Genomic DNA, 13,263 nt, shown 5'->3' with positions numbered 1-13,263 from the left:
CCAGAAACTGAATCTGTGGCGGTGGAATTTGATTGTTGAACGGTTTTGAACCAGGTTTCCCAAAATTCAATTTACCGCTTTTGTCAAGCCAACGCTTCAGGGTTTCCCCTGAAAAGTTCGAAAAACGCTTACTGTCTCAGACCGAAGTTATCCGTTTATACGGTTTCGATTACATCATCGGCATGCGCAGGGCTTCGGCCAGCTCGATTTTGAGCTCGTCCCCGGGACGCACGTCGACCTTTTTGCCTTTCTTGGCGCATAGAATGGCTATACCAACTGCTGCACCGATACCGGCGCCGAGTGCCATTGCTGCCCCTGAGGACAGACCGTTGTTGTTGCCATTGTTACCGTTATTGTTGTTGTTATTGTTGTTATTGTTGTTGTTACTGTTGCCCGCGACCAAGCCGATCAGGGTACCAATCACCAACGGAGCAGCAACTGTTCCGGAATCGATTGCGTAATCTTTGAGTCCGCGTTTGGCGTGCACAACACCACCGTGTGCGACCAGGTTGGCTACCAACGGAATCTGGCGATTGTCAGGGGTTGTGACTGTGTCGAACTTCAGTGCCACCGAGCCGCTGCGGTTTAAATGCTTGGGCGAGTTGAGTTGGGCGATTCTGCCCTTGATGATCGAGCCTGCCGGTACGACAATGGCACCGTCAATGGTTAAGTCTTCAGCAGTTCTTGCTGAGAACTCGTCTCCTTCCTGGCTGGTATCGCTGTCGACTGCAGTATCCATGATGATTGGAATCTTGGTCTGAGCCGGCACTTCTCTAACGTAACCTTGCAATTTAGTGCTTGATGCTGAGGCTGTTTTCGTTTCGCTATCAGTAGCGGAAGTCTCTGTTTTGTCACCACTTGTGGTATCAGCTGCAGATGTTGAAGCGGTATCTGTTGTAGTAGTGGTAGATGTATCAGTAGCGCTACTTGCGGCCGAAGTTGCTGCAGCGGCAGCGTCTGAGTCAGTGGCAGCTGTAGTTGCAGGAGCCGACATGACAGGCTCTTCTTTTGTAAGTTCTGGTTTTAATTCCGTTACACTTGCTGAATCGTTACTTTTATCAGCGGTAGCAGTGTCGGTCGAGGCTGGGTCGGCAGCTGCAGGAGCGGCTGTGGCGGACGGAGTGGCTGCGGCAGGGACTTCGTCAGGCTGCGCGGGAGCGGTTGATGCACCGTCGGGACTATAAATCTTAAAGTTGAGCTGAGAGTCGCTTGCTGCAAATGCCAGCGGCATTGAGCCTGCTGACAGGAGAACGCTCAGTGCTATAGGAAGAAAGCCACGGGTCATTTATTATCTCCAGTTCATCGTCGAATCGTAATCGCGCGGACTATGGTTGAAGCCAACTCTTGGGCATTTTTCGAAAGAGGTCAAGCGGATTGAGTGCCAGCATACCACGGCAATTTACTTAAACAATTAGCGGATTTTGAGAAATCAATAGGTCGAACTTATAACTACGACATTTGGGCGCATGATTGCATTAAACTAAGTAGGGGGATTTAGGCCCCATTCCGCGTCGTGGCGGTGTACTGTAGATACAGCGCCCGGGCTTGACGCAGCTGAACTCAATTCTGGAGAGATGACGAAGTGATTGAATGTCCTATTTGCCACGTGATGAACGAGGAGCAAGCTCATTTCTGTTCTGAATGTGGACAACGGTTTGCACCGGCATCGCCCCAGAACTCTTTTCAAAACCCTAACGCAGCTGCGGCTCCAGAGCCTGTCTTCCCGAGCTTTCCTCCTGCTGATAAAGCACCGTCGCCGCAACCACAGGCGGTTCAGGACTACCAGCAAGCCAGTAATTTCGGGACATCAGCCAATCAATTCGATAATTCTGCGTTTGGCGGACCGCCCTCAACTGGTGCCCCACCTCAGTCTCCAGGCATAGCACCGCAGCAAGCTTCTTTCAATCCGCCCCAGACTCCGGCATTCAACCCGCCTAATACACCGGCGTTCAATCCCCCGAACACGCCGGCCTTCAACCCTCCGAACACGTCTGCTTTCAATAATGTCGCGCAGCCGGCAGGTCAATCTTTCGATACAGAAACTCCTTCCTCTAATGCGTCTCAAGAGACTCAATCGAAGACTTTCCCTCCAGAACCGGAAGTCTCGCAGAGTCCACCTCTGCCTGCCCGCCCCAAGTTGCATTCACCTATATTTGATGGACCTGACGAACCGTCGACCAGACCGCAGGCGCCTAAACCTGCCGGTGGTTTTGGCGGCATGAGTAAGCCAAAAGGCTTGCGGTCGCCGCTTCTTGGCGAAGACGACAGTGAAGTCGATCCACCAGCCCCTAAGCCTCGGTCGGGCGGTTTGCGGTCACCGTTGCTCAGAGGGGAAGATGATCCAGATCTGCCTCAGCGCGGCAAGGGTAGTCTCAGAGGTTTGCCTGCCGATGATCCGCCAGCCCCTTCACCGGGCAAGAGCAAGGGTGGTCTTCGTTCACCGCTTCTCGGTGCTGCCGAAGACGACTTCGTTCCGCAGTCTAAGCCTGTGAAACCACCAAAGGGCTTGCCTCCACGCACCGGTAGTGCACATCTTCGTTCGCCGCTTCTCGGTGGTGTGGATGATTACGAGGGCGACGAGGAAGATGATGATTTGCCGCCCGTGCCTGGAAAGACACCATTTCCGCACGTGCGTCGACCGGCATCGGCCAGGGATAAAGATCCAGCCGATAAAGCCCCGGAATCGACTGACCAGACCAGTTCCGGCAAATTTCCCGGACGAAGTCATTTGCGCTCACCTCTATTGGGAGGAGCCGATCTGGACGATGAGCCGGCTCCTGCGCCTTCACCGTCTCGCCCTGCAGGCGGCAGACCGCGTTTGCACTCACCGATAATGGATGGAGCAGGCGGACAGAGCTTTGAATCTGATTACGACGAACCATATTACGAAGAGATCGACGATCCCAATGTGTTGCGTTCACCTCTACTGGCAGCGCGTTCCAAGCACATCGCGCCAGAACCAGCGGCACCACCGGCGCCATCAAAGATAACGCCCGGTCCTGCTCCGGCTGCGCCACCACCGGCAGCATCATTCCCCGACACTAAATCTTTTGCAGATACGTCTGCGCCGGCTCAACCGGAATTTCGTGACAGAGGTTTTCCTGACCCGCAGCCACCCGGTGATATGTGGCGAGATCGTGGATTCGCTGAGAGTCGTGCTGCTGAGCCAAAAGTCGTGCCACCGGCGCCGACAGCACCATCGACACCACCTGAAGTGGCATCAAAAATAAAAGATAGTTCACCTGCCCCTGCTTTGCGGCGGTCGTCAAGATCTGGACTGTTAGGCGGCGGAGCTGATGACATCGATGAACAGCCGATAAATAATTATCGAAACTCTCCTGCTGCTCAGCCTAAGCCGGCGATGATTTTAATCATCCCGTGTGTCATCGCTGTTCTCGCGAAGCTCTGGTACATGAGCATCATGGGTCCGACACTGATGCAAAGCATGCCGTTTCTTGCAGACCAATTGATGCAATTGGTTGTCATAATTGCGTTAATAATCTTTGCCGTGACGGCAGGAAAACGCTAACTGCCGGTAACCGGAAAGTGCCTACCTGACGGCTATTCGACAACTTCATACGTAGCTTTAACATTGGCAAAAGGTAACTTTCAAAGAGGTGTTATCGTGCTATAGTTTGCGTGGCTTAACAGGCAAATTTATTACTTTTCGGAAGGTTACTCACTGATGGATATGGCATCGCAATCCAAAGTATCTATAAACAAGAAACTCGCGTTTGTAGCGCTGGGGATTTCACTGATCGGTCAGACCGTTAGCCCTTGTCTGGCTATCAGTTTGTCGAAGAGTTCACAAAAAAGAGCCACTTTGCAGTATGAAGTCTATTCGAAGCTCAGCCCTGGTGCTGGTCCTCAAACTAACGACTTGCAAAAACAAGATCCACAGCTGGACAACAGCACCCCTGCTGCTCCGGTTGCAGCCAAACCGGTCGATTTGACTCCGGTCACTTTAGATGAAGGGCAGAAATCGGATACATCACTTGGACCATCAGAAGCAGGCGTTTTCAAAGCCACTGTTAAAGTCGACAGAACGGCTGTCAGTGGACCGGTCGACCAAGCCGCGATACTTGCACCCAAGAGTGTTAAGAACACAACCAGTGACAAGGTTTTGAAAAATGAACACAACATCTCGAAAATGGCTCGAGATGTGAATGCAGTTCCTATCGAGTTGATGCCGAGTCCTGAAGAAGAACAAAATCAATTAGACGTTAAATTCAACGCAGAAAAACTTGAGCTCGCTGATTTGTGGGATTCAACCCTCGCTCGTTCGCAAGACATTCAATTTGTCGTTCAGAAGCTGATGCCGAATCAGAACAGTGGTAAGACCGCTAACGTCATGATGAAGATGCTCAGTACCGCCGTATTTGGTGGCATGAGCATGATGACCATGATGGCACCGAATATGGGCGCGCAAATGGGCGCCAACATGGGCGCCAGCATGATGCTGCAAGCTCTGAATGGCGTGCAAAGTGCCAATGACAAGAAAGCTCGTTTGAGTCAGACAGAAGCGATCATTCTCTACAACATGGTTCGCGGTACTGCAGACAAAGTTGTTCGAGCCTACAAAGACTACAAGATCAATTTGAGTGATCTGGAAAGAACAAAAGCTGCCCTGACTAAATTGCAAGGCATCTGCAACGAAGTGCGCGGATCTCAATCACCTGTTCAGCAAATTCAGATGGAAGCTGAGCTGATGAAGATGCAATCTGAAGTCGATAAAAAGACTGACCTGGCTGCACGTGATAGACAGGCTCTCGTTGATCTTTCGGGACCCGACGCAGTCAACAAGCTGGACAAGCAGTTGATCGCCGATAAGGAAAGAATCGAAGATTCTTCAATCATTACGGATGCTCCTAAGTCTGCTGTTGACGAGAAAAATTCAGTCGCTGACGGCACTCAGGTAGCGCCTGCAAATGGTGCGGTTCCTAACTAAGATCCATGTCGACGACTCGAGTCAATCAGCGTTGGTTTGTTTGGCTCGTCCTCGGTCTGTGCATCATCGCAATTCCTGTTGGATTGCTTAGCACCACTATTGCCAAACATCTGGATAAAGTAGATGGTACCGGCGATAGTATCATGACGCGTTTTACGGATCACATCGAGGTGGTCCGTTTGAGCGGAATGATTCAGGACAAAGAAGATAAGTCGATATTTTTCGCCTCTGAAGATTCGACCTCGAACGTCTTGAAGGTATTTCGTAAGGCGCTTAAAAACGATCATGTCAAAGGAATTTTGCTGCGCATAAATTCGCCGGGCGGAACTGTCTCCGCATCGCAAGAAATTACCGGTGCGCTCAAGGCGTTTCGCAAGAGCGGTCGCCCCGTCGTCGTCTCGATGGGCGACTTGACCGCATCAGGTGGATATTACGTCGCATCTGCAAGCGACCGTATTCTCGCTGAGCCGGGCACTCTCACAGGTTCAATCGGCGTGATCATGCATTTGACCAACTTCAAAGGGCTGGCCGATAAGCTTGGTATACAAGCCGAGGTGATCAAAACAGGCCAATTCAAGGACATCGCGTCCAGCTATCGCGCTATGACACCGGAGGAGCGAACAATATTGCAGACTCTCTGCAACGATTCCTACGATCAGTTCGTGGCCGCCGTTGCCGAAGGCCGCAAAATGAATGTTGCAGATGTTCGCCAGATCGGTGACGGTCGCATCTATTCCGGCAGGCAGGCATTGAAGTTACACCTGGTAGATCAACTTGGCGGTTATGATGAGTCACTCGAGGTATTGCAGAAGATGTGCAAGGACAAATTGCATTTGACTGAGAACCTGCCTGTAGACGACAAATCGTCTGAGTCTCTTCTCAGCACGCTTATAGAATCTGCAACTGGTCTTCCAGCTCTGCATATGCGCAACGAAGCCGAGTTTGTCGGGCAGCTGTTACCTGAATCGATGAATCCTAAATTCATCGATGTTCCGCTCTGGATGATGCGTTGAGCAATGTCCGAAACTGAAGCAACACTTCCAGCAGCATCAAAGACCAGTGAGCTCAATCAGTGGGCTGACATTTTCTATGGGCTACTGGTCGCTCCGATTCGAACAATAGAAGTGTTGACTGACGACGACGCCCTGGGAGCGACCGCCAAAACAGTTCTGGGTGCCGCAGTAATGGTGCTTCTCGCAAACGGCATCAGCGGCTGTGTAGACGCCGCAAACAGCGGAGCGCGACCGACTTTGCCAATCCTTATAAGCGTAGAATTCCAGGCTCTTGTTATGTGGCTGGCATTGTCCGCACTGGTGCACATTATTTGCGGCTGGGTCTCAAAACGGGAAGTCGCATTCAGCACTTCGCTTGTCGGAGTCGGTTGGGCTTTTATGCCTCTTGTCTTTGCTGCGCCGATGAGTTGCTTTCGCTCGTTCGGCATTGTTTATGACTTGTTAGCTGCCATCCCTATATTGTGGATGTGTTATTTGCAATGGCTCGTTTTCAATCATTCCCTTGCCGTAGGCAGTGTGCGCATGTTTGCACTGTTGGTATTGGGTCCGCCTGTTTTTATCTGCACCTATCTGTTCTGGTTGACCGTTGCCTTTATTTCAGTGGCCCAGGTGTTCATGTGAACGAAGTGCCCCGGCGCTGATTGGAAATATTGTGAGTCTTCCCACCGTCATTGCCATCATTGGACCGACCTGCACAGGAAAGACTGCGCTCAGCATCAAAGTGGCGCAGACCCTGGGCGGAGAAATTATTGCTTGCGATTCTCGAACGATCTACAGACATATGGATGTGGGAACGGCGAAACCTTCGATGGAGGAACGCTGCGGAGTTCCTCACTATATGTTTGATGTGGTCGATCCGGATGTTCCTTATACGGTGGCTGAGTATAAGGTGCAGGCAACTGATGCAATCAATGACATTTTTGCTCGCGGTCTGACGCCGATTGTCTGCGGCGGGACAGGCTTTTATTCTCGAGCTTTGCTGGAAGGATTGGTCATCCCCGAAGTAGCTCCTCAGGAAGAACTGCGTAAGGAGTTTCGCGAACTCGCCGAGCGCGAAGGTAACGAGGCTCTATTTCAAAAACTCGTTGAGCTCGACCCTGTGACCGCTCAGCGCCTCAATGCAAACGATCTCATGCGCGTCATTCGTGCTCTGGAAGTATCAATTTTTTGTCAAAAACCATTTTCAGAAGTTGTTAGCAAATCTGATTTGCCTTTTTCAGTGGTGTGGATTGGTTTGCGTCCGAGCAGTCGTGAATTGCTGCGAGAGGCGATTGCCAGGCGCTTTGAGGAGCAACTTCGTTCCGGTCTGGTTGATGAAGTTGAACGGGTGTATAAAACGTTTGGACCCTGTCGCACGCTTTTGAATACAGTCAACTACACGGAATTTATTGCATACATAGATGGGAAAACAGACTTTCAGAGCGCTAAAGAGGAGAGTTTGACTCACAATAATCAACTCGCGCGTCGGCAGTTGATCTGGTTTAAAACAAATTCTGCAATCAATTGGTTTGAATTTGATCAATTCTCAGGCGATCAGCTTTCGCAATCAGTTCTCAATACGATTTCGCAAAAACAATAGCCTGTGGCGCATTGCGGAATCAGTTTTTCAAAATCGTTTGCTAATTGAGAATAGATCAATTCGAAAATGTTATTTGCATTACTAAAAAGTATGTGCAATTTATACGCTTGTGATGCGGGTTTTGATCGTGGCCCTTTACGTAAAAGAAATTGGAGCTATACTACTTTATAGGTTTGCATCGCAATCCCGACGTGAATCAAAGATTCTCAGTTCGCCTGTTCTACGCATTCAACAATCAAATCATCGTTGAAGCGTCGTGTTATCAAAACAGAGTCGGAAAATTTTTCGAATGTCGAGGATTGATGAAACAGTTTAGCAATCACGAAGTGCACGAAGTTTCGCTGCCCTGGAGCGATGGAACTCTCTCAGCAAGATTGTGGATAGTTGGTGATAAGACTGTAGTCGGTGTGCCTGAGTTGGGTCTTCATTGTTATGGAAAGTCCCAGACTGAGGCTGTTTTCAGGCTTTTTACAGCACTTCTCAAATACTATCGGCAGCTCAAATTGCATCAGAGCAAACTGCCCAGTCGCGGACTTGACCATCTTGAGCGCTTATCCGGATGGGTGCAGTCGATCGAAGACAGAATGAAAGCTCCAAAGCTGGAAGCTAATGTCGTTTCAATCGGTCGCAGAAAAAACTGACAATCTCTTAAAAGAATGGACGTTCGCTCATGAGTTTCGCATTGCGATCTCGCTCGTTGCGTGCAACCATGATCAAATCAGTCTTCAGTTGATGCAATGACTGTTCCAATCCCACCGGATATTGATGAGGGTTGAGCAATCGCTTGATGCCGGGGTGCAGTTTTTTCAACTGCTCTTTTGAGTAGTCTCTGATTTCAGTCGCCGTGGGAGGTTCATAGACGAGCTTTCCCTGTCTGAAAATAGGCTGGAGAAGGTCAATATATTTCGTCTCTGGCGGTACGACTTTTCTGCGCGTGAAATCGATAGGATCTACGATAACCGACTTCTCCGGCATGTTTCCAGCTTCGTCGTAAATCATGTCTCCAATGAAAAGTTGCCCCTCGTCGCTTTCAGTGTAATAGCGTCGAATTTGTTGAATGCCGGGGTTGGAGATTTTGACTGACTGTTCGGATAGTTTGACTTTGTATTGCCACTGTTCTCCGGGATGGCGCACAGCCGTCAGTTTGTATACGCCGCCCAGTGAAGGTTGATCATAGGCAGTGACCAGCTTTGTTCCAACGGCCCACACATCGACCTTTGCACCCTGATCGTTCAAGCTTTGAATGATGTGTTCGTCGAGATCGTTTGAAGCAAATATCAGAGCATCTGAAAAGCCTGCCTGGTCCAGCATCTTCCGCGCCTCAATGCTCAAATATGCAAAGTCGCCCGAGTCCAATCTGATTCCCTGCAGTTTATGACCTTTGCTCTTCAACCATTTACCGGCTTCGATCGCATTTCGGACGCCATCTAGAGAGTCGTATGTGTCCACGAGAAATATCGAATTATTGGGCATAGCTTGCGCATAAGCCTTGAATGATTCAAGCTCGTCGTCAAAGGACATCACCCAGCTGTGCGCATGCGTTCCTTTGACAGGAATGTCGTAGAGCTTTCCTGCGAGCACGTTTGAACTGCCGTCACAGCCGCCGATGTATGAAGCGAAAGTGGCTGAAATGCCCCCATCTGCTCCCTGCGCGCGGCGCAGACCAAATTCCAGTAATGCTTTGTTCCCGGCAGCAAGACGCAACCGGGCTGCCTTTGTGGCCACAAGCGTCTGAAAGTTGACAATGTTGAGTAGTGCCGTTTCGAGTATCTGGCAGGGAATTATCGGGCCTTTTACTCTCACTATCGGCTCGTGTGCGAAAACGACCGAACCTTCCGGTACAGCATCAATATCACAGTCAAATCTGAGGGCGAGCAGATAGTCTAAGAAAGCACTTTCAAAAAGAGGTTTGTTGTCGTTTCCTTTGAGTTTACTCAAGTATTCGACATCGATTGCGCTGAACCTGGCGTTCTGCATGTATTGAATTAAATGCGAAAGCCCGCAACTAATGGCGAAGCCGCCCTTGAAGGGGTTAGAGCGGAAGGTGAGATTGAAGACAGCCTCTTTGTCTGCGGTGCCTGATTTCCAATAGCTGTAAGCCATCGTCAGTTCGTAAAGGTCGGTGAGCAGACTGAGTGAGTCTCTGTACAGTTCGTTCAGTGGATGTTTCATGGGTTTCCGTCGGGTTCGGCGATTGGCGCATCGGACCCAACTTTAGCACATACCCGCATTATGGTGGCATCCGCACCATATTCAGTGTCAGTGTAATGAGAGAAAGCGCAATGAACTTTTTATCGCCGCTGCACGTAGTAATGTTTAAGAGGTGCTTGGATGTTTGCGCAATTCGCACGAAAAACAGTCTTGTTTATATCGGGCTTGTTTTTCTCCATATGGCCCGGTCTTTTCGACCCCGCCCTGGCGGGCGAACCCGACCAATCGTCACGGGTCGAATTGTCCGGACGTTCAGTAGCAGGCTCAGTTCAGGACAAGCCGAATCCTGACAGCCTGTCGTCTGATGGTTCGGCAGCACAAGGTGTTTATGACCGGAGCGGTGAAGTTATGACCCCAACGGGGTTGCAGACAAGCGCCAGTCATTTATCAGTCGCCAAGCCGTTCGCAGCTGATTTACCAGTCAAATATTGGGGAAATTCCTTTTCGTTAAAATTTCATCGGCCATCGTGCCCCTTTGCAAAGGCTATGAGTGCCCACCACGTCATGTTTTTTAACTTTCGAAAGGACGCTGTGGATAGTGGACAGGTACCATGTCGCTATTGTTTGCCGCCCAGCTGGACATCTGTTCGTGCGGTTTTGTGGCATTCTGCTGAGCTGCCGGCAAAAACTCAATCACCCTGAGTCACCAAGAGCAAAGTGGCCGCAATCCTTGCTATTGTTGATGGTGTGACCGCTGCCGTTGTACCCGGTGGTTACGCCGGCAAAGGTGGTATAACGACACGAGAAGTTACTTTCTGAGCAACAAGAACATATGAGCCTTGAACAAATTCAGCAGAATTATGCGGACGCGACTGGCTTCGTAATCGACCGCACAGTCTCTCCACCAAAAGTCTTGGGTCAGGCGTTCCTGGTATCCAAGAGCCGAGCCGTCACATGCGCCAGTTCGGTATTCAATTATGTCGAGGCGCCGTGGGCACTCGGCTTGAATTTCATTCATCCTGACGTCACCGATAGCATCAAGAACATTACTCTCCACCAGGATTTCGACAAAGTTGCAGCCCGTAAATGGTACCTGGCGCAGACCGGAAACCCCGGAGATCAGCTGATTTTGCCAAACGATATGGCTTCATTGAGTCTGGATTTCAACACTCCCAATGTAGAACCTGACAAACTTGCCGAATTGAATCGCGCCCTGTCGTTACCATTCTCCAGCGAAGGTGTCGAATCGTCCGGTAATATTCGCGGCATCGAATTTCTTACTGTGTTGCAGAACATTTTGCAGACTGGTAGAGAGGGGCTCTTCACGTTGCTGGACGGGCGCAACCTGCCTATAGGTCGGATCCAGGTCGCCTCTGGGAACATCCAGAAGGTTTACTTCAGAGGCTTGCTGGGTGAGCTGGCCTTCTTTGAATTGGTCTATAGAAAGCCGGCTGAGGGTTTTTCGTTCCAGACTACCGTGCCTTTCAACTGGGGCAATGTGCGCGACATCACGGCTCCTGCACCTGCGCTGATTGAAGAAGCGCAGCGTCGCGTCAGTGAACTGCCGGGCATGCTCAATTATCTGGGCGGTTCTGAAGCACGTTATCAGAAGCGAGTTGAGAATGTTGAACCTTCGCAAGTGAGCGAAAACATTCAGTGGTTGATGGAGCGGCTCTGGGCGACTATTGACGGCTACATGACTCTGGACAAAATGTCTGAGCGCGTTGGAGCCGATACATTCACGGTCGTTCAAGCGATGCGCGAATGTGTCAATCGCGGATTCGTTTCGATGATCAATCGCTCCACGCCGTTCCACTGCAGTCATGAAGTGGGAACGCCGCTGGTCTCGCACACCGACTTTGAAGTCAATGCATGGGATCCTCTGCAGGCTTTCTATCTCGATCCATTGTCTGGAAGACCAACCTGGATGCAGGGAAATTTCTTCGGTGTCGCTAATGCGCTTCAACCGAAAAATATGTTGCATACAATAGCAATGCCAAACAACCTTCCAGGCGCTCTGATTCTCAAAGACTACAAGTTGATTGGTATTCACAGCGGTCCGCAGATACCTAAGCCTGGAACACCTTTGCCGCCGGTCAAACTCTATCAAATGATGTGGATGGGTGCGTTGCTCGAGATGAGCAGCAAGCGCGTTAAGAGCGATGACGGTGCAACCGGTGAGCAATCGTCCGCAATATCGGGACTGCGCGGCAAGATGGAACTCGACGACGAAGCAGTTGCCGCTGCTGCCTCTCAGGAAAAGCTGGAGAAGTATGTCTGTTCCAACTGCTATACGACCAATACAAAGGTCGGGCCTTGCTTCAACTGCGGCACAACAATTGAGCCGCCTCCACCTGAGGAGGAACCTGAAGACGCGAAGTCGAAGGCAGTTTCTGAAATAGCTAAGCTGCAGAAAAAATACAATGTGACAAATGCGCAGCTTGCTCTCGTTGCTGCTGTAGTAATTGGTGTGCCTGTGTTTGGATTCGCATTCTGCGGTGGCGGCGGAACGCCACCACCGGCGGTTACCGATCCTAATCAGTCTGCCGAGCGAGTGCACAAGAGTTCTGACAAAGCTGTTGCTCTGGCTACCAAATATGCAGGTTTTCAGGGCACTGCCGTGGGTGGTTACTGGTATGACGATACTTCCGATAAGACGAAGCCTGCACAATCTTTCGGTTTGAATTCGGAGTTGAGCAACCAGAGAATTTTGTTTGTCATCATGGACGATTTGGCGCCTGTGCAGAATCTTGGAAACTTTGTTGGATTGCCGCCCTTTGTAGACGACATCAAGAGGGCGCCACCGGAAAAGGTGAAAGTTGACGAAGGGCGTCAAATTATCGGAGACGGTGATTTGCAGTGGTTTGTCGGCTCCTACGAGGATGCGAAAGATGGCCCTCATCGCGAAGTTTTGACGGCAGCTTATGCGTCTCCAGAGAAAAATAAGTCGATTCTGGTGGTCGGTACTGCATATGATCCTTCAAAAGGCTATGATCCCAAGATGACGCTGGGAGTTATAGACCAGATGGCGAGTGAATTCACCGCCAATGGAAATAGCAAGCGCACCGGCACCGAAAAGAAGTTGATTGTAGAGAAACCGAAAGATTCGCCTGATGATACTCCACCCCCTGAAGAGAAGCCTCTGGCTACCGACAGCGAGTTGGATGAATTCGTCGAGGCAGTGGGTTCGGTCATTCAGAATAAGCTGAAAACGCCTGACGACATTGCAGAGTTGCTTGCGAAGAAGAAACCACCGAAAATTAAGTCGACTCTGTCGGTGGTGCTCAACGAAGACGGCACTGTCAAAAAGCTTGAAATCATCGATCCGGGCGACTATGAATCCGCCACTACAGCTTTGAACAAAGCCGTTAATGCGGCTTCTCCTTACGAGAATGTTCCACATACAAAAGACGGTCAGGTTTCGCTGATCGTTAAACTCGACGGAAACAAGATTAAAACCGAACGTCCATAGAGGGAACGAGAATTAAGTTTGTGAGATGCGCCTCAATGATTGCGCGTCAAAGCAGGGCGCGTCAAAGCAGGGCGTGTCAAAGTAGGGCGTGTCAAAGTGT

10 protein-coding genes are annotated in these 13,263 nt (G+C 50.4%); 8 read left to right on the top strand and 2 right to left on the bottom strand.

The genetic code is table 11. The features are described 5' to 3' along the window. Window positions 1-169: 169 nt before the first annotated feature. Window positions 170-1,285, bottom strand: a complete 1,116-nt coding sequence (locus EKK48_05620; GenBank protein RTL44729.1) for a hypothetical protein — start codon at window positions 1,283-1,285, stop codon at window positions 170-172. Window positions 1,286-1,582: 297 nt separating this feature from the next. On the opposite strand from EKK48_05620, the gene EKK48_05615 reads away from it, so the two are divergent. The 6 genes from EKK48_05615 to EKK48_05590 all read left to right on the top strand — a co-directional run bounded on the left by EKK48_05615 (window position 1,583) and on the right by EKK48_05590 (window position 8,181). Beyond that, window positions 1,583-3,529, top strand: coding sequence for a hypothetical protein (locus tag EKK48_05615; protein RTL44728.1), 1,947 nt, complete (start codon window positions 1,583-1,585; stop codon window positions 3,527-3,529). A gap of 162 nt (window positions 3,530-3,691) precedes the next feature. Beyond that, window positions 3,692-4,948 carry a hypothetical protein gene (locus EKK48_05610; protein ID RTL44727.1) on the top strand — a complete coding sequence of 419 codons (1,257 nt, stop codon included), beginning with the start codon at window positions 3,692-3,694 and terminating at the stop codon, window positions 4,946-4,948. Between the two features lie 5 nt (window positions 4,949-4,953). Further along, window positions 4,954-5,961: a signal peptide peptidase SppA gene (gene sppA / locus EKK48_05605; protein ID RTL44726.1), complete on the top strand. Its 1,008-nt coding sequence runs from the start codon at window positions 4,954-4,956 to the stop codon at window positions 5,959-5,961. A gap of 3 nt (window positions 5,962-5,964) precedes the next feature. Beyond that, complete coding sequence (locus EKK48_05600; protein RTL44725.1) at window positions 5,965-6,582, top strand: hypothetical protein; 618 nt, start codon at window positions 5,965-5,967, stop codon at window positions 6,580-6,582. Continuing rightward, on the top strand, window positions 6,548-7,540 hold the full coding sequence (gene miaA / locus EKK48_05595; GenBank protein ID RTL44724.1) for a tRNA (adenosine(37)-N6)-dimethylallyltransferase MiaA: 993 nt from the start codon (window positions 6,548-6,550) through the stop codon (window positions 7,538-7,540). The genes EKK48_05600 and miaA overlap by 35 nt, the downstream gene beginning before the upstream one ends. 302 nt (window positions 7,541-7,842) lie before the next feature. Further along, window positions 7,843-8,181: a hypothetical protein gene (locus EKK48_05590; GenBank protein RTL44723.1), complete on the top strand. Its 339-nt coding sequence runs from the start codon at window positions 7,843-7,845 to the stop codon at window positions 8,179-8,181. 7 nt (window positions 8,182-8,188) lie between these two features. Here the strand turns inward: EKK48_05590 and EKK48_05585 are convergent, their stop codons facing one another. Continuing rightward, a complete protein-coding gene (locus EKK48_05585; GenBank protein ID RTL44722.1) occupies window positions 8,189-9,712 on the bottom strand; it encodes a nicotinate phosphoribosyltransferase in 1,524 nt (507 codons plus the stop codon). A gap of 159 nt (window positions 9,713-9,871) precedes the next feature. Here EKK48_05585 and EKK48_05580 point away from each other — a divergent pair, with 159 nt between their 5' ends. Next, the gene (locus EKK48_05580) at window positions 9,872-10,393 is read left to right on the top strand and encodes a hypothetical protein (GenBank protein ID RTL44721.1); all 522 of its coding nucleotides are present in this window, start codon (window positions 9,872-9,874) and stop codon (window positions 10,391-10,393) included. A 130-nt stretch (window positions 10,394-10,523) separates the two neighbouring features. Continuing rightward, window positions 10,524-13,163 carry a DUF4388 domain-containing protein gene (locus EKK48_05575; protein RTL44720.1) on the top strand — a complete coding sequence of 880 codons (2,640 nt, stop codon included), beginning with the start codon at window positions 10,524-10,526 and terminating at the stop codon, window positions 13,161-13,163. Window positions 13,164-13,263 lie beyond the last annotated feature (100 nt).

Source organism: Candidatus Melainabacteria bacterium, assembly GCA_003963305.1.
GTDB lineage: Bacteria > Cyanobacteriota > Vampirovibrionia > Obscuribacterales > Obscuribacteraceae > PALSA-1081.
Note: the sequence above shows the minus strand (reverse complement) of the source record. Positions and strands in the feature narration are given on the sequence as shown.